The 26,774-nt window shown below is 68.6% G+C and carries 23 protein-coding genes; 13 read left to right on the forward strand and 10 right to left on the reverse strand.

Annotated features, from left to right (window positions below):
* The 4 genes from GFK26_RS15180 to GFK26_RS15195 all read right to left on the reverse strand — a co-directional run bounded on the left by GFK26_RS15180 (position 1) and on the right by GFK26_RS15195 (position 4,450).
* Positions 1-1,170, reverse strand: coding sequence for a thiolase domain-containing protein (locus GFK26_RS15180; RefSeq protein WP_153282661.1), 1,170 nt, complete (start codon positions 1,168-1,170; stop codon positions 1-3).
* A 61-nt stretch (positions 1,171-1,231) separates the two neighbouring features.
* Positions 1,232-2,056 (reverse strand): SDR family NAD(P)-dependent oxidoreductase, encoded by an 825-nt coding sequence (locus GFK26_RS15185; RefSeq protein ID WP_153282662.1) that lies wholly within the window; start codon positions 2,054-2,056, stop codon positions 1,232-1,234.
* A gap of 30 nt (positions 2,057-2,086) precedes the next feature.
* Complete coding sequence (locus GFK26_RS15190) at positions 2,087-3,271, reverse strand: lipid-transfer protein (protein ID WP_153282663.1); 1,185 nt, start codon at positions 3,269-3,271, stop codon at positions 2,087-2,089.
* 39 nt (positions 3,272-3,310) lie between these two features.
* The gene (locus GFK26_RS15195; protein WP_153282664.1) at positions 3,311-4,450 is read right to left on the reverse strand and encodes an acyl-CoA dehydrogenase family protein; all 1,140 of its coding nucleotides are present in this window, start codon (positions 4,448-4,450) and stop codon (positions 3,311-3,313) included.
* Between the two features lie 246 nt (positions 4,451-4,696).
* On the opposite strand from GFK26_RS15195, the gene GFK26_RS15200 reads away from it, so the two are divergent.
* From GFK26_RS15200 to GFK26_RS15215, 4 genes are all read left to right on the forward strand, one after another.
* Positions 4,697-6,412 carry a long-chain fatty acid--CoA ligase gene (locus GFK26_RS15200; protein WP_153282665.1) on the forward strand — a complete coding sequence of 572 codons (1,716 nt, stop codon included), beginning with the start codon at positions 4,697-4,699 and terminating at the stop codon, positions 6,410-6,412.
* A 162-nt stretch (positions 6,413-6,574) separates the two neighbouring features.
* Positions 6,575-7,489 carry an SDR family oxidoreductase gene (locus GFK26_RS15205; protein WP_153282666.1) on the forward strand — a complete coding sequence of 305 codons (915 nt, stop codon included), beginning with the start codon at positions 6,575-6,577 and terminating at the stop codon, positions 7,487-7,489.
* 34 nt (positions 7,490-7,523) lie between these two features.
* Positions 7,524-8,756: an acyl-CoA dehydrogenase family protein gene (locus tag GFK26_RS15210; protein WP_153282667.1), complete on the forward strand. Its 1,233-nt coding sequence runs from the start codon at positions 7,524-7,526 to the stop codon at positions 8,754-8,756.
* 24 nt (positions 8,757-8,780) lie between these two features.
* On the forward strand, positions 8,781-9,248 hold the full coding sequence (locus GFK26_RS15215) for a MaoC family dehydratase (protein ID WP_153282668.1): 468 nt from the start codon (positions 8,781-8,783) through the stop codon (positions 9,246-9,248).
* Here GFK26_RS15215 and GFK26_RS15220 read toward each other — a convergent pair.
* Positions 9,239-12,070, reverse strand: coding sequence for a LuxR C-terminal-related transcriptional regulator (locus tag GFK26_RS15220; protein ID WP_153282669.1), 2,832 nt, complete (start codon positions 12,068-12,070; stop codon positions 9,239-9,241). The two genes, GFK26_RS15215 and GFK26_RS15220, sit on opposite strands and share 10 nt — an antisense overlap.
* Positions 12,071-12,322: 252 nt before the next feature.
* Between GFK26_RS15220 and GFK26_RS15225 the strand changes: the two genes are divergently transcribed.
* The 4 genes from GFK26_RS15225 to GFK26_RS15240 all read left to right on the forward strand — a co-directional run bounded on the left by GFK26_RS15225 (position 12,323) and on the right by GFK26_RS15240 (position 15,327).
* Entirely contained in the window at positions 12,323-12,763 is a 441-nt protein-coding gene (locus GFK26_RS15225; RefSeq protein WP_153282670.1) for a MaoC family dehydratase N-terminal domain-containing protein, read from the forward strand.
* A gap of 25 nt (positions 12,764-12,788) precedes the next feature.
* The gene (locus GFK26_RS15230) at positions 12,789-13,220 is read left to right on the forward strand and encodes a MaoC family dehydratase (protein ID WP_153282671.1); all 432 of its coding nucleotides are present in this window, start codon (positions 12,789-12,791) and stop codon (positions 13,218-13,220) included.
* A 10-nt stretch (positions 13,221-13,230) separates the two neighbouring features.
* Positions 13,231-14,199: a Bug family tripartite tricarboxylate transporter substrate binding protein gene (locus tag GFK26_RS15235; protein ID WP_194274086.1), complete on the forward strand. Its 969-nt coding sequence runs from the start codon at positions 13,231-13,233 to the stop codon at positions 14,197-14,199.
* Between the two features lie 87 nt (positions 14,200-14,286).
* Entirely contained in the window at positions 14,287-15,327 is a 1,041-nt protein-coding gene (locus GFK26_RS15240; protein WP_153282673.1) for a Bug family tripartite tricarboxylate transporter substrate binding protein, read from the forward strand.
* Between the two features lie 13 nt (positions 15,328-15,340).
* Here GFK26_RS15240 and GFK26_RS15245 read toward each other — a convergent pair whose 3' ends face one another.
* The 4 genes from GFK26_RS15245 to GFK26_RS15260 all read right to left on the reverse strand — a co-directional run bounded on the left by GFK26_RS15245 (position 15,341) and on the right by GFK26_RS15260 (position 18,786).
* A complete protein-coding gene (locus GFK26_RS15245; protein WP_153282674.1) occupies positions 15,341-16,027 on the reverse strand; it encodes an alpha/beta hydrolase in 687 nt (228 codons plus the stop codon).
* Positions 16,028-16,202: 175 nt separating this feature from the next.
* On the reverse strand, positions 16,203-17,180 hold the full coding sequence (locus GFK26_RS15250; RefSeq protein WP_194274087.1) for an AraC family transcriptional regulator: 978 nt from the start codon (positions 17,178-17,180) through the stop codon (positions 16,203-16,205).
* A 78-nt stretch (positions 17,181-17,258) separates the two neighbouring features.
* A complete protein-coding gene (locus tag GFK26_RS15255; protein ID WP_153282676.1) occupies positions 17,259-17,762 on the reverse strand; it encodes a YybH family protein in 504 nt (167 codons plus the stop codon).
* A 37-nt stretch (positions 17,763-17,799) separates the two neighbouring features.
* Positions 17,800-18,786, reverse strand: a complete 987-nt coding sequence (locus tag GFK26_RS15260; RefSeq protein WP_153282677.1) for a zinc-binding dehydrogenase — start codon at positions 18,784-18,786, stop codon at positions 17,800-17,802.
* 129 nt (positions 18,787-18,915) lie between these two features.
* On the opposite strand from GFK26_RS15260, the gene GFK26_RS15265 reads away from it, so the two are divergent.
* Complete coding sequence (locus GFK26_RS15265; RefSeq protein WP_153282678.1) at positions 18,916-19,797, forward strand: LysR family transcriptional regulator; 882 nt, start codon at positions 18,916-18,918, stop codon at positions 19,795-19,797.
* Positions 19,798-19,812: 15 nt separating this feature from the next.
* Here the strand turns inward: GFK26_RS15265 and GFK26_RS15270 are convergent, their stop codons facing one another.
* Positions 19,813-20,424, reverse strand: a complete 612-nt coding sequence (locus GFK26_RS15270) for a DUF2889 domain-containing protein (RefSeq protein WP_153282679.1) — start codon at positions 20,422-20,424, stop codon at positions 19,813-19,815.
* Positions 20,425-20,595: 171 nt separating this feature from the next.
* Here GFK26_RS15270 and GFK26_RS15275 point away from each other — a divergent pair, with 171 nt between their 5' ends.
* The 4 genes from GFK26_RS15275 (at position 20,596) to GFK26_RS15290 (ending at position 26,763) form a co-directional block, all read left to right on the forward strand.
* Positions 20,596-22,380, forward strand: a complete 1,785-nt coding sequence (locus tag GFK26_RS15275; RefSeq protein ID WP_153282680.1) for a long-chain-fatty-acid--CoA ligase — start codon at positions 20,596-20,598, stop codon at positions 22,378-22,380.
* Between the two features lie 17 nt (positions 22,381-22,397).
* Positions 22,398-23,951: a class I adenylate-forming enzyme family protein gene (locus GFK26_RS15280; protein WP_153282681.1), complete on the forward strand. Its 1,554-nt coding sequence runs from the start codon at positions 22,398-22,400 to the stop codon at positions 23,949-23,951.
* 3 nt (positions 23,952-23,954) lie between these two features.
* Positions 23,955-25,745, forward strand: coding sequence for an acyl-CoA dehydrogenase (locus GFK26_RS15285; RefSeq protein WP_153282682.1), 1,791 nt, complete (start codon positions 23,955-23,957; stop codon positions 25,743-25,745).
* A gap of 70 nt (positions 25,746-25,815) precedes the next feature.
* Positions 25,816-26,763 (forward strand): NAD(P)H-dependent flavin oxidoreductase, encoded by a 948-nt coding sequence (locus tag GFK26_RS15290; protein ID WP_416222570.1) that lies wholly within the window; start codon positions 25,816-25,818, stop codon positions 26,761-26,763.
* Positions 26,764-26,774: the final 11 nt, after the last annotated feature.

Here is a 26,774-nt window from a genome sequence, read left to right on the forward strand (position 1 = left end):
TCAGGCCTCGCGTTCAAGAATCAATGTCGCGCTGCCGTGGCGCGACCCCAGGAGTCCACCGGTGCCCTGCGCCAGGGCCAGCGCGCAGTTCGGCACCTGCACCTTCGGGTGCGCCTCGCCGCGCAGCTGCCGCACGGCTTCGATGACCTTCGTGATGCCGCCCCGGTTGGCTGGGTGGTTGTTGCACAGGCCGCCACCATCGGTGTTGAAGGGCAGCTTGCCGATGCCGGAGATCAGGTTGCCGTCCGCGACGAAGCGTCCGCCTTCTCCCTTCTTGCAAAAGCCCAGGTCCTCGAGCTGGATCAGCACGGTGATCGTGAAGCTGTCGTAGATCGACGCGTACTGGATGTCGGCCGGCGTCAGGCCTGCTTCCGCGAAGGCGATGGGGCCCGAGATCGCAGCACCCGAATAGCTCAGGTCGACCTGTCCGTTGAGCTGGCCCTTCACCGTCTCGCCGGCGCCCAGCAGGTTGACGACCGGGCGCTTCAGCGCACGCGCGATCTCCGGCCTGACGACCAGCAGCGCGCCGCCGCCGTCGCTGACCACGCAGCAGTCGAGCTTGTGCAGCGGGTCGGACAGCAAAGGGGAGTCGAGCACGTCGCGCACAGTGACCGGCTCGCGCAGCATCGCGTGCGGGTTGTGCTGCGCATGCGCGGCCGCCGCCACCTTGATCCAGGCGAGCTGCTCGCTGGTGGTGCCGAACTCGTGCATGTGGCGGGCCGCGGCCAGCGCATACATGTTCAGGGTGAGCGGGCGGTACGGTGCCTCGAAGGCGACGTCGGGCGTCGCCGTGCTGGCCGTGCGCGGGGTCAGCCCGCTGGAGCCTTCGCTGCGGGGGCGGCCGGCTAGCGTGATCAGCGCGACATTGCACTTGCCGGCCGCAATGGCCTGCGCTGCGTGCGAGACGTGCACGAGGTAGGACGATCCGCCGGTCTCGCTCGAATCGATGTGGCGCACTTTCAGGCCGAGGTAGTCGACCATGCTGAGCACGCCGAGCCCGGGTGCGTCGCCTGCGCAGAAGTAGCCGTCCACGTCCTGCAGCGTCAGGCCGGCGTCTTCCAGTGCGCCCTTGGCGCATTCCGCATGCAGTTGCGCCACCGTCTTGTCGGGGGCTTTGCGGGTGGGGTGTTCGTAGGCGCCTGCGATGCAGGCCTGTCTCTTGATGCTCATCGGGTTCCTTCTGTGCAAAGGGTGGGCCAGGGCGTCCGCGATGGCGGGCCCTGCGCACACTTTATTGCAGGGAGCCGGCCACGGCGACGGTCTGGCCGGTGATGTAGTTCGAATCGGGCGAGCAGAACAGGTACACGCCGGCGGCGGCTTCCTCGGGCGTGCCGGCCCGTCCGAGCGGGTTGCGCTGCGCGTGGGCCTTCACGTGCCCCGGATTCAGTCCGACGCGGATGTCGCGGCCCTCGATGTGGATGGTGGCTCCGGCATCGACGTCGGCCGACGTCATGCGGGTGCGGATCAGGCCGAAGGCCACGCAGTTGACGTTCACGTTGAAGCGGCCCCACTCGCGGCTGAGCGCACGCGTCATGCCGATCACGCCGGCCTTGGCCGACGAATAGTTCATCTGGCCCGCGTTGCCGTTCAGTGCCGAGGTCGAAGAGATGTTCACGACCTTGCGGTACACCTCGCGCCCGGCCTCCAGGTCTGCCTGGTGCTGCGCCTTGATGTGCGGATAGGCGGCACGCAGGATGCGAAAGGGCGCCGTCATGTGGCAGTCGACGATGGCATACCACTGCTCGTCGGTCATGCGCTGCACCACGTCGTCCCAGATGTAGCCCGCGTTGTTGACGATGATGTCGATCCCCTTGTAGCTCTGCATCGCGGTGCCGATGAAGCGCTCGGCGAAGTCCGGCGCGGTCACGTTGCCGACGCAGGCCACGGCCTCGGTGCCATTCTTCTTCAGCAGCTCGACCGTCTCGTGCGCCGGGTCCGCATCGAGGTCGTTGACGACCAGCCGCGCGCCTTCGCTGGCGAGTTTCAGTGCAATGGCCTGGCCGATGCCGCGACCCGATCCGGTGACCAGCGCCACCTTGCCGTCAAGTTTTCCCATGTCTTGCTCCTCGTGAAAAGTGGGTGCAGCTCAGGCTGCGGTGAACAGGGTGACGACGCATGCGCCGCCGAGGCCGACGTTGTGCGCCAGCGCCACCCGGGCGTTCTCGACCTGCCGCGCCTCGGCCGTGCCGCGCAGCTGGTGCGTGAGTTCGTAGCACTGGGCCAAGCCGGTGGCGCCCAGCGGGTGGCCCTTGGACAGCAGGCCGCCCGAGGGGTTGACCACCCAGCGGCCGCCGTAGGTGTTGTCGCCGTCGTCGACCAGCTTCTCGCCTTCGCCTTCGGGGCACAGGCCGAGTCCTTCGTAGCTCAGCAGTTCGTTTTGCGCGAAGCAGTCGTGCAGCTCGACCACGTCCACATCGGCGGGGCCGATGCCTGCCTGTTCGTAGGCCTGCGTTGCGGCCGCACGCGTCATGTCGAAGCCCACCACGCGGATCATGTCGCGCGCGTCGTAGGTGCTCGGGGTGTCGGTGGTCAGGGCCTGGCCGGCGATCCGCACGTCGGTGCGCAGGTTGTGCCTGCGCGCGAACGCTTCCGACACCACGACGGCCGCCGCGGCGCCGCAGGTCGGTGGACAAGCCATCGGCCGGGTCATCACGCCGTCCCACAGGGCCGGGGCGGCTAGCACGTCCTCAGGCGTCATGACGTTGCGGAACACGGCCAGCGGGTTGTGGGCCGCATGGCGGCTGGCCTTGGCACGAATCCGGGCGAAGGTCTCGAGCCGGGTGCCGTACTTCTGCATGTGCGCACGGCCCGCGCCGCTGAACTGGCGGATCGCGCCGGGTAAGTCGGGGCGATCGACCAGTTCGTTGGTCAGGTGGGCGGCGCGCTCCAGCGAGCGCGCGCGATCGGTCCAGACGGATTTCAGTGCGCCCGGCTGCATGTACTCGAAGCCCACCGCCAGCGCGCACTCCACGGCGCCGCTTTGCACCGCCTGGCGCGCCAGGAACAGCGCCGACGAACCGGTGGCGCAGTTGTTGTTGACGTTGAGCACCGGGATACCGCTCATGCCCACGTGGTAGAGCGCCTTCTGGCCGCAGGTGGAATCGCCGTACACGTAGCCGGCGTAGGCCTGCTGCACGTCGCGGTAGTCGACGCCGGCATCGGCCAGCGCCTGGCGAACGGCGTTGGCGCCCATCACGTCGTAGGTGTCGCTGGTGCCCGGCTTCTTGAACGGGATCATGCCGACGCCGGCGACGAAAACCTTGTGTGTCATGTCATCTCTTCCTGTGTGTGGGGGAGGGGGAGGTTGGAATCAGAGCTTCCTGGCGATCAGGTCGCGCATCACTTCGCTGGTGCCGCCGTAGATGCGGTTCACGCGCGAATCGGCAAAGGCGCGGGCGACCGGGTACTCCAGCATGTAGCCGTAGCCGCCGTGCAGCTGCACCATCTCGTCGAGCGCCTTGCCCAGCGTCTCGGTGGCGAAGAGCTTGGCGATGGCCGCTTCTTCGAGCGTGAGGCGCCGGCGCATGTGCTCGCCCAGGTAGTGGTCGACCATCAGGCGCACGGCGATCGCCTGGGTCTTGATGTCGGCGAGCTTGAACTTGGTGTTCTGGAAGTCCCACACGGTCTGGTTGAAGGCCTTGCGATCCTTCACGTAGTCCAGCGTGTGTTCCAGACAGACCTCGAGCTTGGCGGCCGCGGTGATCGCGATGGCGAAGCGCTCCTGCGGCAGCTCGCCCATCAGATAGGCGAAGCCCTTGCCTTCCTCGCCCAGGCGGTTGGCCACCGGCACGCGCACGTTGTCGAAGAAGAGCTCGGAGGTATCCTGCGCCGGGCAGCCGACCTTTTCGAGATTGCGCCCGCGACGGAACCCTGCGCGGTCGGCCTCCACCACGACCAGGCTCACGCCCTTGGCGCCGGCGGCCGGATCGGTCTTGCACACCAGGATCACCAGATCGGCGTTCAGTCCGTTGCTGATGAAGGTCTTGCTGCCGTTGATGACGTACTCGTCGCCCTCGCGAACGGCGGTGGTGCGCACCGCCTTCAGGTCGCTGCCGGTGCCGGGCTCCGTCATGGCGATCGCCAGGATGTATTCGCCCGCGCAGACCTTGGGCAGCCACCTTTGCTTCTGTTCCTCGTTGCCCAGTCGCTGGAGGTACGGCGCAATGATGTCGGAGTGGACCCGGAAGCCCGGGCCGCTCACGCCCACGCGGGCGAACTCCTCGGCGAACACGGCCGCGTGGCCGAAGTCGCCGCCGCCGCCGCCGTACTCGGTGGGCAGGGTGACGCAGAGCAGGCCTTCGCGGCCGGCCTTGCGCCAGGTCTCGCGGTCGACGCGGCCGGCCTTGTCCCACTCGGCCTGTCTGGGCAGGCATTCGCGTTCCAGGAACCGGCGCACCGTGGTGCGGAATATCTCGTGATCGTCGCGGAAGATGCTGCGGGTGATTTGCATGGTGGGTTCCGGTGGTCAAAGTAAGACGCATGCGGCCAACGAAGGCCTCGATGGCAAAGATATCGAGGCGACGCGCCGCAAGGACCCCCCGTGTGGGGTGGCGCAGCGTCGAGGCCGACGCGCGGGTGGCATCGGGGCTGATACAGCCCCCACCCGACGCGGGGGGCGAAAGCCCGGGGCCACGGTGATTAACTACGTTCCAGGCTGCGCAAGCATTCCTGCAAGCAGCCGATCAGGAGACAGACGATGGACCCAGTTTTTCCGACGCACCCCGGCGTCATCGAGCGGCCCGAGAGCCCGTTGCACCTCGACCGGCAATACGCCCGCGACGGCGTGCCGGAGCAAGTGCACGTGCCGGAAACCAGTCTGTTCGCCAATCTCGAGATGTCGGCCCGGCGCTTCCCCGCGAAGCCGGCCATTCATTTCTACGGTGCCACGCTCACCTATGGCGCCCTGCTGCAAGAGGTCGAGCACATGGCGGGCTACCTGCAGCGCGTTTGCGGCGTAGAGCGCGGAGACCGCGTGCTGCTGTTCAGCCAGAACTGCCCGCAGTTCATCAGCGCCTATTTCGCCATCCTGCGCGCCGATGCCGTCGTGGTGCCCGTGAACGCCATGCTGCTGGAAGACGAGCTGCGGCACATCGTGGCGGACAGTGGCGCCGTGGCGGGCTTCTGCGCGCAGGAGCTGGCCGGCCATCTGGCGCCGCTGGTGGGCACGACATCGCTGCGGCATGTGGTCGTGCATGCCTACGGCGACGCGCTGCCCGCCGACGACGCGGGCTTCACCGTGCCTGACTGGCTGCGCGAGCGCGCCCATGCCGAGGCCGGGTTTGCGGGCGGCGTGCGATGGCAGGACGCCGTGGCGGCGCAGGCCCGGCCCGGTCCGGCCATGGCCGGGCCCGACGACCTGTGCATGCTGCCGTACACCTCGGGCACGACGGGCGCGCCGAAGGCATGCATGCACACCCACCGCACGGCCATGTCCTCGGTGGCTGGCGCCCGGCTGTGGCGGCACACGAACGCCGAAGCGATCTTCCTGGCCTCGGCGCCGTTCTTTCATCTGCTCGGGCTGCAGAACTGCGTCAACGGCGTGGTCTACAGCGGCGCCACCGTCGTGCTGCTGCCGCGCTGGGACCGGGAGACGGCCGCCGAGTTGATCGAGCGCTACCGGGTCACGTGCTGGGGCGCGCCGCCGCCGATGCTGGTCGACTTCTTTGCACAGCCGGGCATCGAGGCGCGCGACCTGCGCTGCCTGGTGCAGGTCGGCGGCGGCGGTGCGGCCATGCCCGAGGGCACCGCGCGGCTGATGCGCGAACGCTATGGCCTGACGTACAGCGAAGGCTACGGGCTGACCGAAACCGCCTCCTTCCTGCTGGCCAATCCGCTGCATCGCCCCAAGCCCGGCTGCCTCGGCGTGCAGACCTTCGGCGTGGACGCGCGGATCATCGACCCCGAGACCCTGAAAGCGCTGCCGCAGGGCGAGACCGGGGAGATCGTGGTTCACGGTGCGCAGGTCATGCGGGGCTACTGGAACCAGCTGGAGGCCAACGCAGAGAGCTTTCTCGTCATCGACGGCAAGCGCTTCTTCCGCACCGGCGACCTCGGCTGCATGGACGAAGACGGCTACTTCGCCATGCGCGACCGCCTGAAGCGAATGATCAATGCCTCGGGCTACAAGGTCTGGCCGGCGGAGGTGGAGGCCATGTTGCACGGCCACCCCGCCATCCAGGAATCGTGCGTGATCGCCAGTCGCGATGAGCGGCGCGGCGAAACCGTCAAGGCCGTGGTGGTGTTGCGCGCAGATGCACGCGACACCAACGAGGCGGACATCCTGGCGTGGTGCCGCGAGACCATGGCCAGCTACAAGGCCCCGCGCCTGGTGGCGATCGTCGACCGATTGCCGCGCTCGGCGACCGGGAAGGTCGCATGGCGCGAGCTGCAGGACGCCGAGATGCGGGCGTAGCACCTCGCCCGCCACCGGGGCGGGCCCCGAAGAGAAACAGACAGGCACCGTGATGCGCCAGGCCCCTGCGTGCGCAGGGGTGAGCGCGCCGCATGGGCGAACACGATCGTTGAAACAGGTCCGGGCCGAGGTCGGTCAGGCCAACCCAAAGGAGAAATCGAGATGAACGCAAGCACGATGCAAGGGAAAGTCGTTGTGGTCACGGGAGCCGGCCGTGGCATCGGCCGCGCGATCGCGCTGATGATGGCGGCGCACGGCGCCAGGGTGGTGGTGAACGATGCCGGCGTGTCCGTGGACGGCGCGCTCGGCGCGGAAAAACCTGCGGACGAGGTCGTCGGCCTGATCCGCGAGAACGGCGGCGAGGCCGTTGCGAACGGCGACAGCGTGGCGCAGTGGGACGGCGCGCGACGCATCGTCGAGACGGCCGTCGACACCTTCGGGCGGATCGACGCCGTCATCAACAACGCAGGGATCCTGCGCGACAAGATCTTTCACCAGATGACCGAGGACGACTGGGAGTCCGTGCTCAAGGTGCACCTGTTCGGCAGCTTCAATGTCAGCCGGGCCGCGGCCGATCACTTCAAGGCGCAGCAAAGCGGCAGCTTCGTGCACATGACGTCGACCTCCGGGCTGGTCGGCAACTTCGGGCAGGCCAACTACGCGGCCGCGAAGATGGGCATCCTGGGGCTGTCGAAGTCGATCGCGCTCGACATGGGCCGCTACAACGTGCGCTCGAACTGCATCTCGCCCTTTGCCTGGAGCCGCATGGTCGGCAGCATTCCGAACACGGCGGACCAGGAGAAACGGATCGCCAAGGCCAAGACGCTGACGCCGGAGACCATCGCACCCGTTGCCGTGTTCCTGGCCAGCGATGCCGCGCGCGATGTCACGGGGCAGATCTTCGCCGTGCGCCGCAACGAAGTGTTCCTGATCAATCACCCCCGGCCCATCCGGTCCATGCACCGCAGCGAGGGCTGGACACCGCAGACCCTGGCCGAGCACATGCTTCCCGCGGTGAAGGCGTCGTTCGCACCGCTCGATCGTTCGTCCGACGTCTTTTCCTGGGACCCGGTCTGAGACGCAACGCCACGGCAACAAGGAGGAAGATGCCATGAACAGTTCCATGCATGAAGAGGCGAGCGTCCTCGCGGATTCGCTGATCCGTTTCATCGAGCGGGAGATCGTTCCGCTCGAGCGCGAGCACCACGACCTGCTGGCCAGCGAGCGCACGATCTACGGCGCGGACGGGCGCTTTACCGAACCGATGATCGCGCTGCGCCGCCGGGTCCGGATGCGTTCCGCGGAGCTCGGCTTCTACAACCTGTTCGCCCCGGAGGAACTCGGGGGCGGCGGGCTCGGCGCGGAAGCCGCGCTGGTGATCCAGGAACGGTTGAATGCCGCGTGCGGGCCGGCGCGAGCGCTGGTCCAGGGCGTGGTCATGCCGTCCGCGTTCACCAACGGGTTGTCGCCCGTGCTGCGGCATCTCGACCCCCAGGTCCTGACGCGGTACCGCGAAGACCTGGCCAGCGGCGACAAGACCATGTGCTTCGGCCTGAGCGAGCCCGATGCCGGCTCGGACGTCTTCGCCATGAAGACGCGCGCCACGAAAGAAGGCGACGACTGGGTCCTCACGGGCACGAAGCAATGGATCACCAACGCGCCCTATGCCGACCTGGCGATGGTCTTCGCGGTCACCGACGAGGCGAAGGCACGCGAGCGCAAGGGCGGCATCACGGGCTTCCTGGTGGACACGAAGGCCGCGGGGTTCAGCGTGCCGAGCGTGATCCCGACGATGGGTCACCTCGGCGCCGAGATCGGGATCGTCACGCTGGACGCCGTGCGCGTGCCCGACAGCCACCGATTGGGCGCCGTGGGCGGCGGGCTGTCGGTGGCGCTCGGCGGCGTGAGCGTGGGCCGGCTGTCGATGGCCGGCACCTGCGTGGGGCTTGCGCGCTGGGCGCTGGAACAGGCGATCGACTACGCCAAGGTGCGCAAGACCTTCGGCCGCCCGATTGCCGAGCATCAGGCGATCCAGTTCATGCTGGCCGAGTCCGCCATGGACATCTACGCGGCCAAGTGCATGGCCCGCAACTGCGCGCAGCGGATCGATGCCGGCGAGCCGGCGACCAAGGAGGTCTCGATGACCAAGGCCTTTGCCACCGAGATGCTGAACCGCGTGATGGACCGCTGCATCCAGATCCACGGGGCCATGGGGTTGACCAACGAGTTGCGGCTCGAAGCGGGCTTCCGGCTGGCGCGCACCATGCGCATCCCCGACGGCACGGCGGAGATCCAGCGACGCACCATCGCCGCGCGCCTGCTCGCCGGCGACACGGTGTTCTGACGGCAGCATTCAAAGGAACCGCACATGCGACATTTCAGCAGCCTCGAAGCACTGCAATCTTGCGTCGGCCAGGACATCGGCGAGAGCGACTGGGTCCTGATCGACCAGAAGCGCATCGACCTTTTTGCCGAAGCCACCGGCGACCATCAGTGGATCCATGTCGACCCGGCGCGAGCGCAGAGCGGCCCGTACGGCGGCACGATTGCGCATGGCTTCCTGACGCTCTCGCTGCTGCCGATGCTGTCTGCCCAGGCGATGAAGATCGAAGGCACCAAGCTCGGCGTGAACTACGGCCTGAACAAGGTCCGCTTTCCGTCGCCGGTGCGCGTGAACAGCCGGGTTCGCGCCCGCATCCGCCTGCTGGCCATGGAGGCCTTGCCGCCGCTGGGCGCGCTGTCGGGTTTCCAGATCACGATGGAGGTCACCATCGAGTGCGAGGGGGCCGACAAGCCGGCCGCCGTGGTGGAGAGCGTGGCGCGGCGCTACGCCTGATCCGGGCCGCCCCACTCGAGGTCGCGCAGCCGCGCGGCCGCCTCATCCCGGCTGGCCACGCCCAGCTTGCCGTAGATCTTGCGCAGGTGCCACTTCACGGTCTCGGGTGACAGGCCCAGCATGCGGGCGATCTTCTTGTTGGGCAGGGCCTGTGCCAGCAGGCGCAGCACTTCCGCTTCGCGTTCGCTCAGGTCCAGCCCCTGCAGGCCCGGTGCCGTTTGCGGCGCGCGCTGGGTGCCGGCGGGGGGCGTCGATGCGTCTCGGGCCGGCGTGCGTTGCGCGGCGGCCAGGCGGGCCACGTAGAAACTCAGCACCGGGTCCAGGGGCTCGCCCTGTTCGATCTCGCCGATCAGCTGCAGTGCGTCGGGGTCCGTGTCGAGCAGGCTGCGCACCAGGCCCAGCCGGTGCCCTTGCCGCAAGGCCACGGTCATGTGGCGACGTGCGGCGTCCACGCGCTGGCGGCGAAAGTCGACGAAGGCGTTCTGCAGCCGCAGCAGCGCCACGCGGCGCTGCCAGCCGCGCGCGTCGCACAGGGCGATCAGCGGCTCTAGCCGGGCCGCGGCACCGTGGAGGTCTTCGTTCGCAATGCACCAGCGCACGTGGGCGTGCGCCGTCACCGCGTGGATCTCGTCCCGTGCACTCGGGCCGGCCGGCCGGTGCCGTGCATCGACCGTGTCGAGCCGGGCCAGGCAGGCGTCGGCCGCATCGAGTTCGCCGCACTGCAGATGCCGATGCACGCGCTCGGCGAGCGCGTGCGCCAGCAGCCGGTCCAGGCCGAGCTGCACGGCGTACTCCTCGAGGCGATCGAGGCAGGCGAAGGTGTCCAGCGGATGGCCGGCGACCCAGTGCGCAGCCGACAGGACGGTCAGCACCTTCAGGACCGAGTCCGGGATCGACACCCGCTCCAGGATGTCGAGCCGGTCTTCCAGGAGTTTGATCGCGCCCTCGGCGTCGTTGTGCTCGTACAGGACGTCGCCGAGCAACGCCGTGGCGAAGCACGCGGGGTCGGTGTGGGCGTCGTCGCGTTGCTCGGCCTTGTGCAGCACATCACGGCAGATCCGTTCGACCTGGATCATCTGGCCTTCGAGTGCGTAGCTGAAGCCCACCATGCAGCGGCCACCGAGGCTGCCGATGGTGGTGCCCGTCAGCGGCGAGCCTTCGAACAGCAGGGGCGTCGCATCGAGCTGAACGCTGCGCGCGCGTTCGTACTCGCCCCGGTGCATGTAGAGCCACGACAGCAGCATCCGGTGCGCACCGAGCGCCATGCCGTCGGCCTCCGCGGGAGGTTGCAGCAGCTGCGGAAGGATCGCCATGGCCGCGTCGGTGTCGTCGCTCTGCAGGGCCAGCACGCCGCGCAGCAGGAACAGCGCGTTGCGCGAGACGATGTCGTCGGGCGCGATGTCGGCCTGCAGGCGCTCGATGCCGGCGGCGGCGGCCTCGAACTCGCGCGCGTAGAGCTGCATGCGCAAGGTCCAGATGCGCAACGCGGGGCGTGCCTGCACCTGTTCGGCCGGCAGCAGGCGAACCAGCCGGACCACCTGGCGCAGGTCGCCCTGGCTGAACAGGAGCTTCGCCGATTGCTGGACCATGTCGGCCGCTGCCGCCGGTTCTCCCGCCGCCACCGCGTGGCGCACGGCGTCCTCGATGTGGCCGTGCGCGTGAAACCACTGCCAGGCGGCAGTGTGCACGCGGTGTCGTTGCATCTCGCTGAGCGCGCGGAAGCGTTCGAGCAGCGTTTCTCGCAGCAGCGGATGCAGGCGGTACCAGGGCTCGCGCTCGGCGCCCTCGAGCGGGACGATGAACAGGTTGTCGCTTTCGAGGCGCGCCAGCAGGGTGACCACGTCGGTCTGCTGCAGCGGTGGTTCCGTCAGCACCGTGCACAGCGGTGCGCAGAAGCGGCTGCACACCGCCGCGCGCACCAGGAGTTCGATCTCGGCCGCCGACAGGTGCGACAGCACTTCGCGTTCGAAGTACTGTGCGAACGCGCCTGCGTTGTGCACATGCTCCCGCACCGGGGCTTCGGCCGGCGGGTCGCCGCGCGCCTGCTGCTTCTTTCGCTTTCGCAGGTTGGAGAACAGAAGCAGGCCGGCCACCCAGCCATCGGTCAGCTCGTGCAGATGCCGCGCGTCGCGCGCCGCGATCTCGCCGAGCTGCGCCTTCAGGAACTGCCCGGACTCGGCCAGCGTGAAGCGCAGGTCGCCCTGGTGCAACTCGAGCACGAGCTCCTGGTCTCGCAGCCGGGCCAGCGACAGCGGCACCGCGGTGCGCGACAGCAGCACCAGGTGCAGGTTGGGCGGCGCGTAGTCCAGCAGGCATTGCAGCGCCTCGTGAATGCGCTCGCAGCCGATGTGGTGCAGGTCGTCGACCACCAGGGTCAGCTCGCGCGGATGTGCGGCGATGCCGTGCAGCAGGCAGATGATCGTGCGCTCGACGGCCTCGGTGTCGGTCCCCCGGCCGCCCAGCATGGCGGCCTCGCGCGCGATGGCCGGGTCCACCTGCTTCAGGCTGGCGACCAGGCTGTCGAGCCAGCGTGTCAGTTCGTCGTCGTCCGCGCCGAGGCTGAGCCATGCCACGTCGAAGCCCAGCAGCAACAGGGCCTGGCGCCAGGCCACCAGGGTGGCGCTCTTGCCGCAGCCCGCGGGGCCTTGCAGCACGACGCAGCGCCGGTGCCGCGCCTCGGTCAGCCGGGCCAGCAGCCGTTCGCGCGCGACGACGCGCGTGGCGCCGCGGGGCGCAAGGTGGCTGTCGCCGGCGATCGTGTGGGTGTCGGGCGCCACGCCTTGCGCGGCGTGCGATGGACTGGAGGGAAGAGGGGGCTGCATCTGGAATCTCGCGTTCGCATCCGGAACCGATTCATGGGGCGACCCGCGCAGGCGTGTGGCCAGAATCGCTCTGGATGGTACCCGCCGGTGACCTCTTTCGCGTCGTGCGCAGAGGCCGCTTCGACGAGGGGATTCCCGCCCCCACCCGCGCCGGGGGGTCTCGCCGAACAGCCCCGCCCGTAACCTGAATCCCATGCGAAAACTTAGCTCATCGCGAACCGGGCCGAGGGCCTGGCACCCAGGAGTGCGGACATGATCGACAAGCAATTCATCGGCAAAGTCCTTCCGGGCTTTCAGGTTGCGGCCGAAGCGGCGCAGCTGCGCTTCTTCGCCAAGGCCACGGGCGAGACCAACCCCGTCTACTTGGACGAGTCCGCTGCGCGCGATGCGGGGTACCCCGGTTTGCCGCTGCCGCCGACCTTTCTCTTTTCGCTCGAGATCCAGCAGCCCGCGAGCGGCTGGCGGCAGGAGATGGGCATCCAGCCCGCGCGCATCCTGCACGGCGAACAATCGTTCACCTACCACCGCATGGCGCATGCGGGCGACGTGCTGCGCTTCGAAAGCCGGATTGCCGACATCTACGACAAGAAGGGCGGCGCACTCGATTTCGTGGTGCGCGAAACCCGGGTGACCAACCAGCGCGGCGAGCACGTCGCCGACCTGCGCAGCGTGCTGGTGCAACGCAACGCCTGACTGAAATGCGAAACGGAGAGCCGCAATGAGCACACTGAATCTTGCGCAGGTCCGCGTCGGCGACACGCTGCCGCCGCTGACCGTGGCACCGATCAACCGGACCACGCTGGCCTTGTTCGCGGGGGCGTCCAACGACCACAACGCGATCCACATCGACCTGGACTTCGCGCGCCGCGCCGGCATGCCCGATGTGTTCGCGCATGGCATGCTGTCGATGGCCTACCTGGCCCGCCTGCTGACCCTGTGGGTCGACCAGCGGCAGCTTCGCCAGCTGGGTGCCCGCTTCGTCGGTATCACCCACCTGGGCCACCAGATCACCTGCGCGGGCAAGGTGGTCGAAAAGTTCGAAAGCGACGGCGAGCAGCGCCTGCGGCTCGAGATCCAGACCACCAACCAGTACGGCGACACCAAGGTCCTTGGTGACGCAGTCGTCGCAGTCGTTGCACTTTCCCTCTGAGGCCATGTCCATGCGCAACCGAATCCTGCTTGCCCTCGTCGCGTTCCTGTGGGCGACGGCCTGTGCCGCCCAGACCTACCCGGCGCGGCCCCTCACGATGATCGTGCCGGCGCCACCGGGCGGTGCCACCGATTCGCTGGCCCGGGTGCTCGCGGACGAGATGGGCAAGAGCCTGGGCCAGCCGGTCATCGTGGACAACAAGCCCGGTGCGGCGGGCCTGCTCGCGGTGCAGGCCGTGACCCGCGCCGCGCCGGACGGCTACACGCTCTTGCTGACCCACGCGGCACCGCTCGTCAACACGCCGCACCTGTTGTCGAAGGTGCCCTACAACGTGCGCCGCGACCTGGCCTTCGTGTCGCTGGTGGCCAGCGGGTCGGTCGTGCTGGCCGTCAACCGGGACGTGCCGGCGAAGGACATGAAGGAGTTCCTCGCCTGGGCGGCGGGCAACAAGGGCGCGATCAGCTACGGCTCCTACGGCATCGGCACCTTCCCGCACCTGGTGGGCGCCCACCTGAACCGTTCCCGGGGGCTCGATATGGTCCACGTGGCCTACAAGGGCGAGGCGCAGGTGGCGCAGGACGTGAGCGCGGGCAACGTCGCGTGGGGCATCTTCTCGCTCGGCACCCTGATGCCCCTGGTCGAGAGCGGGCGGCTGCGGCCGCTGGCGGTGTTCGGCGACCACCGGACCAAGGTGCTGCCGAACGTTCCCACCATGGCCGAGTCCGGCCTGGGCGATGCGGAGTTCACGCCTGCCGGCTGGGTCGGTGTGCTGACGCGCGCGGGCACGCCGCCCGACGTGCTGGCCCGGTTGGAAAAAGAAGCGCGTGCTGCCGCGCACACCCCGGCCATGAAGCTGCGTCTGCAGACCAGTTCGACGGAAGCGATCGGCAGCACGTCCGAGCAGTTCCGGCAGGAGTTCGAGAAGACCGAACCCGTGGTCAAGCGCCTGATCGCGATCTCGGGGGCGAGGGCGGACTGACCGTTTGTCCGCTGCCCGCGCGAGCGTGAGGGCGGCAGCAATTTTCTTGTTGGCAGCGCGTGGCCACGCCACGGTGAAAGGGACCGCATGAACACGAGGCTTGCATCGGCAGGGCCATCCATCGACGGGCAACTGCAGCGGCGTCGCCTGCTGGCGGCCGGTCTCGGCGCCATGGGCAGCGGCTTGCTGGCGCCCGCTGCGGCGCGCGCACAGTCATCGGCATGGCCGTCGAAGCCGATCCGGATCATTGCCGCCCAGGCCCCGGGATCGTCCAACGACGCGACGGCCCGCGCGCTGGCGGAGTACCTGACGGGGCGCCTCGGGTCGCCGGTCATCGTCGAGAACCGGCCCGGTGGCATCGGCATGATCGCGGCCGATGCGGTGGCACGCGCCGCACCGGACGGCCACACGCTGCTGCTCACCCTGCACAGCCAGCTGGCGCAGGCGCCGGTGCTACTCAAGAAGGTGCCGCTCGACACCAGCAAGGATCTCGTGCCCATCGCGGCCTTCAGCACGGGCGTCGGCGTGATGGTCGTCAAGAAAGACCTGCCGGTGAAGAACCTGAAGGAGCTGATCGCGCTGGCGCGCCAGCGGCCGGTCAGCGTGGGGAACTTCGGCATCGGCTCCGGCTGGCAGCTCATGCTGAGCCAGCTCGCGAAGCAGACCAGCGGCAAGTTCGATCTCGTCAACTACAAGGGGACGGGGCCGATGGTCTTCGACCTCATGGCGGGCAACATCGACATGGGCGCGGGCTCGATGGCGGGCATGGCCAGCGGCATCCAGCGCGGGGTGCTCAAGCCGATCGTCGTGGTGTCGGGCGGGCGCTCCGACAAGCTGCTGCCGGGCGTTCCGACCTGGGCCGACGAAGGCTTCACCGGCCCGGCCTTCGAGGACATCCGCGACTGCAACATGCTGCTCGGCCCCGCGGGCCTGCCGAGCGAGGTGCTGCAGCGGCTTGCCGAACTCGCGCGCGAATCGGCCACCCGATCGGAGAGCGTCAAGTCCGTGCTCGCGCAACTCGGCGTGGAGACGGCGCCCCTGACGGGCGCCGACCTGCAGAAGTTCATCCAGCGCACGTGGCCTACCTTCCAGGCCCTGACGCGCGAACTGGGGCTGGCGGCCCAGTAGCCGCGCACGCGCTCTAGGCGCTCGCCGCCTCGTCGATCAGCGCCGCCACGGCCTGCGGCTGCGAGGCCAGCGAGGCATGGCTGGCTGCCAGCGTGATGACCTTCTTCGCGCCCAGCCGCGCCGACATGCGCTCCTGGTTGACGGGCGAGATCATGCGGTCCTCGCTCGAGATCTGGTACCACGACGGCTTCTTCTTCCAGGCCGGCGCCGTGATGGTGTCGCCGAAGGTGCTGGCCAGCGGCGCCTTCTGCGTCAGGCCCATCACCAGGCCTTCTTCGGCGCTCAGGTCCTGGCAGAAGCTCTCGTGGTATTTCTCGGGGATCACCCACAGGTAGCCGTCGCTGTCGGGCGCGAGGTTGGGCACGGCCACCGGTGGGTGTTCCTGCGTGATGCCACCGGGGCTTTCGCCCGCGTCGGGTGCAAAGGCAGCGATGTAGACTAGCCCGACCACGTTGGGCATGTCGCCGGCCTGCGTGATCACCGCGCCGCCGTACGAGTGCCCGACCAGCAGCACGGGCCCCTGCACCTGCGCCACCATCTTGCGTGTGCGCTCGGCGTCGTCGGCCAGCGAGGTCAGCGGCAGCTCGACCGCGCGGATGGCCGTGTGGCCCTTGCGCAAGAGTTCGACGATGACGTTGTGCCAGTGCGCGGCGCCGCCCCAGAACCCATGGACCAGGACAATGGTGGGTTTGTTGCTCATGATGTCGCTCCTATCCGATCAAGGTTGATACCGGCTGCGTCGATGCAACTCGGTCCGCCGGCGCGTGAGACCAAGTCGATGGGTGGCGGCCATTATTGGTGGCGCGGCCCGCGCCTGGAATGACCCAGGCTCCAAAAAGCTTTGCGTGAACGCCAGACGATGCAACGCCTGGTCTTCAGTGGTTCGCGGCCTGTGCCTGCTTTCGCCACTGCGACGGCGACACGCCGAAGCGCTCGCGGAAGGCGCGGCTGAAGGCGGCGTCCGATTCGTAGCCCACGTCTTCGGCGATCCAGCGGATCGACCGGGCGCTGTTGCGCAGGCGCTCGGTGGCCTTGTCGAGCCGCCATGCGGTCAGGTAGGCCCCGGGCGGCTGTGTGAGCAGCGACTCGAAGCGTGCCGCGAATGACGACCTCGACATGCCTGCGATCTCCGCGAGGTCCGCCACCTGCCATGGGCGCGCAGGGGCGGCGTGGATCGCGGAGAGCACGTTCGCGATCCGCGGATCGAGCGATGCCGTCAGCCAGTGCGGTGCGGCGGCATCCTGCTCGGCCCAACGGCGGATGACTTTCACGAACACGATGTCGAGCAGCCGCGACACCATCACGCTGCCGCCGGGCAGGCGCCGCCGCGTCTCGTCGATCATGATCTCCCAGCACAGCTGGAACCATTCGAGCGGCCGTTCGTTCAGCTCGCGCAGCGTGATGGCGAGGGGCAAGGTGTCGAGCAGGCGCCGCGAGATCGCGCTGTCGAACCTGAAGCTGCCCCAGAACCAGACCGGCGAGGTGCCCTGGCCGAGCGCGCTGCGCGTGCGGTCGAAGCCCGACTTCAGGGCGTCCCAGATGTCGACGAGGGTGCGCGCATCGCCGGCCTCGATCACGTGCGCCGTGCCGTGCGGCAACAGAATCAGTTCACCGGGGCCGAGCCGGACCGCATCGGCCAGGCCCTCGACGCGCACGCTCACCGTGCCGTGCGTCACGGCGTGCATGCTGGATGCGCCGGCGGGAAACGACAGGGCGAAGGGCGTCGCGGGCGTGCAGGTGAGCGCCATCTCGCCGCGGATGTGAACGAGGTCCAGCAGGTCCGAGAGCGGGTCGCGCTCCGGCTGGCCGGGAGGCACGAGTGCCGTCGCGTTCGAAGGTGTGGGCATGGACATGGCGGGGCTCGTAAAAAGGGCGAGACGACGATCTGCAGCGGCGCACATCTTCTCGCAAAGGGATGTCCGTGCAGTTCTTCAGCGACCGGCCGGCGGGTTGGTGGTCGCGAAGATGTACCGCGCGAAACGCCATTGGCCATCGGCTTCGCGATGAAACACAAACAGCTCCTGGTTCGCCTCGGCCCCGGGCGGCTGGTCGCTCGAGAGCAGCTTCACCGTGCCGTTCGAGCGGGTGCGTGCATAGGCCCAGTCCTTCGAGAGCTGGCGGACCTCATCGATTTGGAAGCGCACGTCGAGCTTGATCGCAGAGAACACCTGCCGGTAGGCGGTGCGGACCGCATCGCGTCCCACGGCCGGTGGGCTGTTCTGCGGCATGAACACGGCGTCGTCGGCGTACAGCGCCATGACGCTGTCGACGTCGGACGTGTTGAGTGCCTGCTCGTAGCGGCGCAGCTGCTGATGGATGGCGGTCGTGGCCGCCGTGGCCGTTTGGGCGGTGGCGGGCGATGCCGCGAGTGAGGTCACCGGGACGGCGGCGACCAGCGCGGTGGTCGCCAGGACGGCGCGAAGAAATGTGCGCATGGGAAGCTCCTTGAAGATGCCGGGAAGGGGATGGATCTCAGAGGCGCACGACGAGCTTGCCGAGCGCGCGGTCGCTTTCCATCAGGCTGTGGGCGTGGCGCACGTCGTCGAAGTCGAAGGTCCGCGAACGCAGCGAGGGAATGCGGCCCGCGGCGGCCTGTTCGGCGATCCAGCGCAGCGGCGCATTCGCCAACGGCAGGGCCGGCGTGCCGAGCAAACCGCTCTGGAAGAAGCTCAGTTGCTTTGCATCGGGGAGGTCCTGCATCAGGTGGAACTGCGACAGCACCGGGGGCCCGCCTAGCAGCCCCACGACCGACACCGCGCCGAAGGGCTTCAAGGCCTGGATGGTGTCGCGCAGCGTCGCGGCGCCCACGACTTCGAGCGCAACGTCCACGCCGGCGGGGACCCGCTGGCGAACCGTTGATGCGATCTCGCCGGTGTCGACGATGACGTCGTCCGCGCCCACCGCGCGCAGCCGCGCCGTGTTCTGTTCCGAGCGCGTGGTCGCGATCACCTTCAGGTCGCGTGCCTTGGCGTAGGCGACAGCGGCCAGGCCCAGCGAGGCGGTGGCACCGCGCACCAGCAGGGTCTGGCCCGGCTGGACGGCCAGCGTTTGGTCGAGAGCGCCCCAGACGGTGAGGTACGACTGCGGCAGCGCGGCCAGTTCTTCCCACGACAGGGGGATGTCGTCCAGCGCGATCACGTTGTCGCGCAGCACGGTCACCTGCTCGGCGTAGCTGCCGTTGCGGCTGAACTGCATGCCGCCCATCGCGGTGGCCACGCGCTGGCCGGTGCGGAAGATGCCGGCGGGGTCGAGGATGACTTCGCCGACCGCTTCGATGCCGGGCACGCGTGGGGCGGTGATGGCGCCCATCTTGCCGGCGCGCAAATAGGTTTCCGCGCGGTTCAGGCCGAAGGCGCGCACGCGGATCTGTACTTCGTGGGCCCCGGGTTCGGGGGAGGCAATGTCGCGCAGCTGGAGCATTTCCGGGCCGCCGGCTTGTTCGATCACATAGGCTTTCATGGCGAGGTTCTTTCAGGGTGAGAGGGGGTGCAGCCGGCTTTCCGGCTGCTGGAACTCACTGTAGGTCGCTCATGATTGGCAAGGAAGATGCATATCTGGTAGCTTTCCTTCCATATCTGGAAGGATCGAATGGACCTCAACGCAGCGCAGATGTTCGTGGCCGTGGTGCAGGCCGGCAGCCTGTCGGCGGCGGCACAGCGCATGGAGATTCCGCTGCCCACCCTGAGCCGGCGCATCCGCGAGCTCGAGCGCGAGCTGAAGGTGCAATTGCTGGAGCGCTCGGCGCGCGGCACCAGCCTGACCGAGGCCGGCATGCGGCTGTACGAACACGCGAGCCGCGGCATCGAGGCGCTGGCCGAGGGCGAGCAGGCCGTGATGAGCGACCAGGCCCGGCTCAAGGGTCGCCTGCGGCTGTCGCTGCCGCCGGGCTTCGAACCCTGGTGGGCCTTGCTGCGCGCCTTCCAGCAGCAGTACCCCGACATCGAGCTGTCGGTCTACACCACCGAGCGCCGGGTTGACCTGGTGCAGGACGGCATCGACGTCGCCTTGCGGGTCGGCACCATCGTCCACGAGTCGATGGTCGCGCGGCACATGACCACCTACCGCCACGTGCTGGTCGCCAGCCCCCAGCTCGTGCAGAAGTTGGACAAGCCCACGTCGCCCGACGACCTGCATCGCTTTCCGTGCGCGGTCTGGTGCCGGGACGTGAGCGCACGCGGCACCTGGCAGTTGGGCGACCAGACGCTGGAGCCGCGGCCGGTGCTGTCGACCAACAGCTACCTGCATCTGCGCAGCCTGGCGTTGGCCGGTGAGGCCGTCACGGAGCTGCCGCCGTTCCTGGCGGCGGCAGGCCTGCAGGCCGGCCAGTTGTGCGCGTTGTTGCCGGGGCATCTGTTGCCCGAGCAGCAGGTGCATCTGCTCTATCCGTCGCACCGGCATCCGTCGAGCATCGTGCGCGCCTACCTGGACTACTGCCAGAGCCATCTGGCGCATCACCTCGGTGTGTCCTGAGGCCGGTAAGAACGACTAAGCCTGCGGCGCACGCCGCGCCAGCGGCCAGATGGCTTCGAGCGCGGGGCTGCCGTCGCGGTACGCCTGGCAGGTGTTGACGAGCCCAGGCCGGGGCAGGGCGCCGGGCCGGGCATGGGCGGCGCGCATGCCGCCTCTCTCGCGGCCCAGCGCGAACAGCGCCTGCATGGCGGTGGTGGCCGCGGGGCCCATCAGTTCCGTGAGGTGGGTGCAGCCCTTGGCACCGCCCACGAGTGCGCGCACCTTCTTCGTGAAGCCGGGGCCGATCTGCAGGCCGACCAGCGCGTCGTACACGGCGTTGCTCTCGCTGCACCAGGGCGTCGGGGCGGCTTCGGAGTGCACCTGCAGTGCGCGGATCACCAATTCGGCATCGACCGTCAGGACGACGCGCATGCGATGCAGGTCTTCGCCCGCGCCCAGCCGCTTGAAGAACAGGTCGGAGCCTTGGGGTGAGATGTCACGCATCGTGCTTTCCACGTCGACCAGGCCGTCGTCGCGCAGGTAGCCGTGGCAGACGATCTCGCGGGTGTGGAGTGGGCGGCGCGTGGGCGCGGGGGCGGGGAGCAATCCGTCATGGTGCGTGGGGTCCTGTGCAATGGGCAGCTCCATGGTCCGCAAGCAGTGCCGTGCCGGCACTACCCCCGGTGGGTGGTCGGGGCACCGAGGCTGGCCCTGCACTGCCACCCGATCGGGGTGGCCGCGTCGGTGCAGGCGCGCGTTCTACTCACCTTCATCCCAAAGACCCCAAGACCCAGACACGAGGCCGACCCGGACCCCACCATGCAGGCAGAACCCCGCGCCACACACCCTTGCCCCACGCCCGCGGGCGTGGCCGAGCGCCCCGTCGGCGCCTTGTGCATCGACCCCGTGCACGCCCGCGGCGGCTTGCCGCGCGAGGCTCACATTCCCGAGATCAGCCTGTTCTGCAACCTCGAGACCTCGGCTCGCCGCTACCCGGCCAAGACTGCGGTGCAGTTCTTCGGCAAGGCCGTGCGTTACGACGAGCTGCTGGCCGAGGCCGAAGCCATGGCCGGTTACCTGCAGCACGCGTGCGATGTGGCGCCGGGCGACCGCGTGCTCGTGTTCAGCCAGAACTGCCCGCAGTTCATCGCGGCCTACTTCGCCATCCTGCGGGCCGACGCGGTGTTCGTGCCGGTCAACGCCATGTTGCTGCGCGACGAACTCGAACACATCGTGCAGGACAGCGGCGCGGTGGCGGCCTTCGTGGCCAGTGAACTGCTCGAACGCATCGCGCCGCTCGTGGGCACCGGCGCGCTGCGCCAGCTCGTGGTGCATGCCTACGGCGACGCGCTCGGCAATGCAGACGATGATGCCGGCCTCGTGCCGCCCGACTGGGTGCGCGCGCGCATCGCCGACGTGGTGCTGCCGCCTGCTGCCGTGTCCTGGCAGGCCGCGCTGGCGCAGCAGCAGGTGCCGCGGCTCCACCGCGCCGGCCCAGACGACCTGTGCATGCTGCCCTACACCTCGGGCACCACCGGCAAGCCCAAGGCCTGCGTGCACACGCACCGCACGGTGATGACCTCCTGCGTCGGCTCTTCGCTGTGGCGCCGCACGCATCCGTCGTCGGTGTACCTTGCCGTGGCACCGCTGTTCCACCTGCTGGGCCTGCAGAACAACGTCAACTCGGCGATCTTCTGGGGCGGCACCATCGTGCTGATGCCGCGCTGGGACCGCGAGGCCGCAGCGCTGCTCATCGAGCGCCACCGCGTGAGCTTCTGGGCCGCGCTGCCGGCCATGCTGGTCGACTTCTTCGCGCAGCCCGGCATCGAGCAGCGCGACCTGTCGAGCCTGGCCGTGGTCACCGGCGGCGGGGCCGCCACGCCGCAGCATGTGAACGACATCCTCAAGAATCGCTACGGCCTGGACTACATCGAGGGCTACGGGCTGACCGAAAGCGCCAACTTCCTGTGCGCCAACCCGATGCACCAGCCGAAGAAAGGCTGCCTTGGCGTGCCCACCTTCGGTGTCGACCTGCGCATCGTCGATCCGGAGACGCTGGTGCCGCTGCCGCGAGGCAAGGCCGGTGAGATCGTGGTGCACGCCGCGCAGATCATGCTGGGCTACTGGAATCATGCGCAGGCCAATGCCGAGAGCTTCTTCGTGCGTGACGGCAAGCGCTTCTTCCGTACCGGCGACCTCGCCAGCATGGACGAAGAGGGCTACGTCTTCATGCGCGACCGCCTGAAGCGAATGATCAATGCCTCGGGCTTCAAGGTCTGGCCGGCCGAGGTCGAGGCCTCCCTGCACACGCACCCGTCGATCCTCGAAGCCTGCGTGATCGCCGCGCCCGATGCGCGGCGCGGTGAAACGGTCAAGGCCGTGGTCACGCTGCGTGACGGCTGCAGCGACGACAGCGCCAGCCTGCTGGCCTGGTGCCGGGAACACATGGCGGCCTACAAGGCGCCGCGGATCGTGCAGATCGTCGACGCGCTGCCCAAGTCGGCCACCGGGAAGATCGCCTGGCGTGAACTGCAGGAGCGGGAAGCGCGCGCTGTGCAGGCTGCAGAAAACAAAGAAGCCGAAGCAGAAGCACCGACCCACTGATCGAAAGCACCGCCACCATGTCCATGACCCTCGCACTGCGGCGCTCGATCCAGGCCACGCCCGAGCGCATCGCCACCGTCTTCTACCAGCGGCGCCAGAGCTTTCGCACGTTCGGCGACCGCGTGGCGCGCCTGGCTGGCGTCCTGCAATCCCTCGGCATGGGCCGGGGCGACCGGGTCGGCATGCTGGGCGTGAACTCCGATCGCTGGCTCGAAGTGCTGATGGGCGTTTGGTGGGGCGGCGGCGTGCTCAACCCCGTCAACACGCGCTGGAGCGTGCCCGAGATCGTCTACTCGCTGGACGACTGCGACACCGGCATCCTCGTGGTCGACGACCACTTTCTCGACCGCGTCGAGGGCATCCGCGCCAGCGCCAAACGGCCACCGGTCTTCATCTATGCAGGAGAAGGCCGTGCGCCCGAGGGCATGCCGTCGCTGGCTGCACTCATCGACGCTGCGACGCCGGTCGAGGACGCTGACCGCGCCGGCGAAGATTTGGCCTGCATCCTCTACACCGGCGGCACCACCGGCTTTCCCAAGGGCGTGATGCACAGCCACTGGACGCTGTGGGCCATCGGCATCCAGCGCTTCGCGCAGACACCCATGCCCGAGGGCAGCATTGCGCTGCACGTGGCGCCGCTGTTCCACATGGGCGGCATCGGCCGCGCGCTGGTGCAGTTCATCGCCGGCGAAACGCATGTGTTGGCCACCGCATTCGACGCGCGCGAGGTGCTGCAGACCATCGAGCGCGAGCGGGTGACCGACGTGCTGCTGGTGCCCACGATGTTGCAGGCGCTCATCACGCACCCGGAGTTCGACTGCTTCGACCTGGGCAGCCTGCAGCGCATGGTCTACGGCGCCTCACCGATCGCCGAGCCGGTACTCGAACGCGCGATGGCCCTGCTGCCAGGCGTGGCTTTCACCCATTCCTACGGCATGACCGAACTCGGCAGCGCCACGTCGAACCCACCGACGAATCACGGCGCCGAAGGCCGCGCATCGGGCCTGTCGCGCTCGGCTGGCCGCGCCAACGTCGGCGTCATCGTGAAGGTGGTCGATGCCAACGGCACCGAGCTGCCGCGCGGCGAGGTCGGCGAGCTCATCGTGCGCGGGCCCAACCTCATGCGCGGCTACTGGAACAAGCCCGAGGAAACGGCGCGCGTGCTGCGCGACGGCTGGCTCTACACCGGCGACGGCGCCCGCATGGACGAGGGCGGCCACATCTTCATCGTCGACCGCCTCAAGGACATGATCGTCAGCGGCGGCGAGAACGTGTACTCGGCCGAGGTCGAGAACGTGATCGCGCGGCATCCGGCCGTGCAGGCCTGCGCGGTCATCGCCGTGCCGCATGCCCAGTGGGGCGAGGCGGTGCATGCGGTGGTGGTGCGCAAGCCCGGCGCACAGCTCGACGATGCGGCGCTGCACGCTCACTGCCGCGGCGCCATCGCGGGCTACAAGTGCCCCAAGAGCATCGAGTTCCGCGAATCGCTGCCGTTGTCCGCCGCAGGCAAGGTGCTCAAGCGCGAGTTGCGTGAGCGTCATTGGGCGGGGCAGTCTCGCCAAGTGAGCTGAGACATGAGCTACACCGCCCCCCTCAAGGACATGCTGTTCGACATCGAGCACCTGGCCAACATCGGCGAGATCGCCAAGCTGCCCGGCTTTGAAGACGCCGGCCTCGAAACCGCACAGGCCGTGCTCGAAGAGTGCGCGCGCTTCAACCAGGACGTGGTCGCGCCGCTGAATGTCGAAGGCGACCGCAACCCCTCGTCGTTCAAGGACGGCGAAGTCACCACCAGCAAGGGCTTCAAGGACGCCTTCGCGCAGTACGTGTCGGGCGGTTGGCAGGGCTTGCAGCATCCGGCGGATTTCGGCGGCCAGGGCCTCCCGAAGACCATCGGCGCGGCCTGTGGCGAGATGCTCAACTCGGCCAACATGAGCTTCGCGCTGTGCCCGCTCTTGAGCGACGGCGCCATCGAAGCGTTGCTGACGGCCGGCTCCGACGAGCTCAAGGCCGTGTACCTCGAGAAGCTCGTGAGCGGCCAGTGGACCGGCACGATGAACCTCACCGAGCCGCAGGCCGGCAGCGACCTGGCCATGGTGCGCAGCCGCGCCGAGCCGCAGCCCGACGGCACCTACAAGGTGTTCGGCACCAAGATCTTCATCACCTACGGTGAGCACGACATGGCCGAGAACATCGTGCACCTCGTGCTGGCCCGCGTGACCGGCGCGCCTGAAGGCGTGAAGGGCATCAGCCTGTTCGTGGTGCCGAAGTTCATGGTCGACGCCGACGGTTCGCTCGGAGCACGCAACGACGTGCACTGCGTGAGCATCGAGCACAAGATGGGCATCAAGGCTTCGCCGACCGCCGTGCTGCAGTACGGCGACCACGGCGGCGCCGTCGGCTATCTCGTGGGCCAGGAGAACCGCGGCCTCGAGTACATGTTCATCATGATGAACTCGGCCCGCTACGCCGTCGGCATGCAGGGCATCGCGATTGCCGAGCGTGCCTACCAGCACGCCGTGGCCTACGCCAAGGACCGCGTGCAGAGCCGCCCGGTCGATGGTTCGATCAACGCCAGCGCACCCATCATTCATCACCCGGATGTGAAGCGCATGCTGATGACGATGCGCGCCTACACCGAAGGCTGCCGCGCGATGGCCTCGGTGGCCGCCGCCGCCTACGACGCCGCGCACCACCATCCCGATGCCGATGCGCGCAAGCAGAACCAGGCCTTCTACGAATTCATGGTGCCGCTCGTGAAGGGCTACAGCACCGAGATGAGCCTCGAAGTGACCTCGCTGGGCGTGCAGGTGCATGGCGGCATGGGCTTCATCGAAGAGACGGGCGCGGCGCAGTACTACCGCGACGCGAAGATCCTCACGATCTACGAAGGCACCACCGCGATCCAGGCCAACGACCTCGTGGGCCGCAAGACCGCGCGCGACGGCGGCCAGACGGCCAAGGCGATTGCCGCGCAGATCGAGAAGACCGAAGCCGAGCTCGCCAAGAGCGACAGCGCTGCAGCTGCTGCCGTCCTCAAGCGCCTGACCGCCGCGCGCCTGGCCTTCATCTACGTGGTCGATTTCGTTGCCGGCCAGACCAAGGCTTCGCCGAATGCCGTGTTCTCGGGCAGCGTGCCGTACCTGATGCTCGCGGGCAATCTCGTGGCCGGCTGGCAGCTCGCGCGTTCGCTCATCGTGGCGCAGGACCAGGCCTCGCACAACGCCGATGTCGCCTTCATGCAGGCCAAGATCGTCACTGCGCGCTTCTACGCCGAGCACATCCTGAACAAGGTGCCGGGCGTTCGCGACAGCATCGTCGAAGGCGCCGACAGCGTCACGGCGCTGGCGCTCGAAGCGTTCTGACGCCATGGGGATCTTTCGCACCCGAATCACCGAATTGTTCGGTATCCATCATCCGATCCTGCTCGGCGGCATGCACCACCTGGGCCAGTCGGACATCGTCGCGGCGGTGGTCAACGCCGGCGCGATGGGCTTCATCACCGCCCGTTCCTTCGACACGCTCGATGACTTCCGCGCCGACCTGCGCCGGTGCCGCATGCTCACGGGCGGCCGGGCCTTCGGCGTCAACTTGACGCTGTCGCGCCGTGCGGGCGCGAACGCGCAGGTGCCGGGCTGGATCGAGGTGGCGCTGGCAGAAGGTGTGCGGCATTTCGAGAGCGCCGGCGATTCGCCCGAAGCGCTCGTCGAGCCCATCCATCGTGGCGGCGGCTTGCTGATGCACAAGTGCCCCAGCGTGCGCCACGCCCAGAGCGCGGCGCGCCTGGGCGTCGATGCCGTCGCGCTGGTCGGCTGCGAGGAGGGCGGGCATCCCGGCGCCAATCCGCTGTCCGCTTTCGTCAACGGCGCTTTCGCGCTGGAACAGATCCGCCTGCCGCTCGTGCTTGGCGGCGGCATCGGCAGCGGGCGGCAGATTGCAGCGGCCCTGGCGCTGGGCGCCGACGGCGTGGTGATGGGGAGCCGCTTCCTGGTGGCGCGCGAAGTTCGTTCCCACGAGGCGCTGAAGCGGCGCATCGTCGAAGTTGGCCCCGAAGGTTCGACGGCCATCCTCGGCTCGATCGGCGACACCTGGCGCGTGCTGCACAACGACGCTGCGCGCGAAGTGCAACGCCTGGAATCACAAGGCGCGCGCAGCCATGCCGAGTTCGGCGACCTGATCCTGTCCTCGCGCACGCGCCAGCGCGTGTATGCCGACGGCGACGTGGACGGCGGCATCGTCTCCTTCGGGCCGGGCGGTGCATTCGCCGACGAGATCGTGCCGGCGGCGCAGATCGTGGCGCGGCTGATGCACGACGCCGCGCGGGCCGCAGAGGCCTTCGCGCGACAACAGATCACGGCACCGGAATCCGAGGTCGCGCCGTAGACCGGCGCAGT

Source organism: Variovorax paradoxus (assembly GCF_009498455.1).
GTDB classification, from domain to species: domain Bacteria; phylum Pseudomonadota; class Gammaproteobacteria; order Burkholderiales; family Burkholderiaceae_C; genus Variovorax; species Variovorax paradoxus_H.

What these genes read in the sequence shown, in the direction of transcription:
- GFK26_RS15180 (WP_153282661.1), bottom strand. Translation starts at nt 1,170, where the DNA reads ATGAGCATCAAGAGACAGGCCTGCATCGCAGGCGCCTACGAACACCCC.
- GFK26_RS15185 (WP_153282662.1), bottom strand. Translation starts at nt 2,056, where the DNA reads ATGGGAAAACTTGACGGCAAGGTGGCGCTGGTCACCGGATCGGGTCGC.
- GFK26_RS15190 (WP_153282663.1), bottom strand. Translation starts at nt 3,271, where the DNA reads ATGACACACAAGGTTTTCGTCGCCGGCGTCGGCATGATCCCGTTCAAG.
- GFK26_RS15195 (WP_153282664.1), bottom strand. Translation starts at nt 4,450, where the DNA reads ATGCAAATCACCCGCAGCATCTTCCGCGACGATCACGAGATATTCCGC.
- GFK26_RS15200 (WP_153282665.1), top strand. Translation starts at nt 4,697, where the DNA reads ATGGACCCAGTTTTTCCGACGCACCCCGGCGTCATCGAGCGGCCCGAG.
- GFK26_RS15205 (WP_153282666.1), top strand. Translation starts at nt 6,575, where the DNA reads ATGAACGCAAGCACGATGCAAGGGAAAGTCGTTGTGGTCACGGGAGCC.
- GFK26_RS15210 (WP_153282667.1), top strand. Translation starts at nt 7,524, where the DNA reads ATGAACAGTTCCATGCATGAAGAGGCGAGCGTCCTCGCGGATTCGCTG.
- GFK26_RS15215 (WP_153282668.1), top strand. Translation starts at nt 8,781, where the DNA reads ATGCGACATTTCAGCAGCCTCGAAGCACTGCAATCTTGCGTCGGCCAG.
- GFK26_RS15220 (WP_153282669.1), bottom strand. Translation starts at nt 12,070, where the DNA reads ATGCAGCCCCCTCTTCCCTCCAGTCCATCGCACGCCGCGCAAGGCGTG.
- GFK26_RS15225 (WP_153282670.1), top strand. Translation starts at nt 12,323, where the DNA reads ATGATCGACAAGCAATTCATCGGCAAAGTCCTTCCGGGCTTTCAGGTT.
- GFK26_RS15230 (WP_153282671.1), top strand. Translation starts at nt 12,789, where the DNA reads ATGAGCACACTGAATCTTGCGCAGGTCCGCGTCGGCGACACGCTGCCG.
- GFK26_RS15235 (WP_194274086.1), top strand. Translation starts at nt 13,231, where the DNA reads ATGCGCAACCGAATCCTGCTTGCCCTCGTCGCGTTCCTGTGGGCGACG.
- GFK26_RS15240 (WP_153282673.1), top strand. Translation starts at nt 14,287, where the DNA reads ATGAACACGAGGCTTGCATCGGCAGGGCCATCCATCGACGGGCAACTG.
- GFK26_RS15245 (WP_153282674.1), bottom strand. Translation starts at nt 16,027, where the DNA reads ATGAGCAACAAACCCACCATTGTCCTGGTCCATGGGTTCTGGGGCGGC.
- GFK26_RS15250 (WP_194274087.1), bottom strand. Translation starts at nt 17,180, where the DNA reads ATGTCCATGCCCACACCTTCGAACGCGACGGCACTCGTGCCTCCCGGC.
- GFK26_RS15255 (WP_153282676.1), bottom strand. Translation starts at nt 17,762, where the DNA reads ATGCGCACATTTCTTCGCGCCGTCCTGGCGACCACCGCGCTGGTCGCC.
- GFK26_RS15260 (WP_153282677.1), bottom strand. Translation starts at nt 18,786, where the DNA reads ATGAAAGCCTATGTGATCGAACAAGCCGGCGGCCCGGAAATGCTCCAG.
- GFK26_RS15265 (WP_153282678.1), top strand. Translation starts at nt 18,916, where the DNA reads ATGGACCTCAACGCAGCGCAGATGTTCGTGGCCGTGGTGCAGGCCGGC.
- GFK26_RS15270 (WP_153282679.1), bottom strand. Translation starts at nt 20,424, where the DNA reads ATGGAGCTGCCCATTGCACAGGACCCCACGCACCATGACGGATTGCTC.
- GFK26_RS15275 (WP_153282680.1), top strand. Translation starts at nt 20,596, where the DNA reads ATGCAGGCAGAACCCCGCGCCACACACCCTTGCCCCACGCCCGCGGGC.
- GFK26_RS15280 (WP_153282681.1), top strand. Translation starts at nt 22,398, where the DNA reads ATGTCCATGACCCTCGCACTGCGGCGCTCGATCCAGGCCACGCCCGAG.
- GFK26_RS15285 (WP_153282682.1), top strand. Translation starts at nt 23,955, where the DNA reads ATGAGCTACACCGCCCCCCTCAAGGACATGCTGTTCGACATCGAGCAC.
- GFK26_RS15290 (WP_416222570.1), top strand. Translation starts at nt 25,816, where the DNA reads ATGCACCACCTGGGCCAGTCGGACATCGTCGCGGCGGTGGTCAACGCC.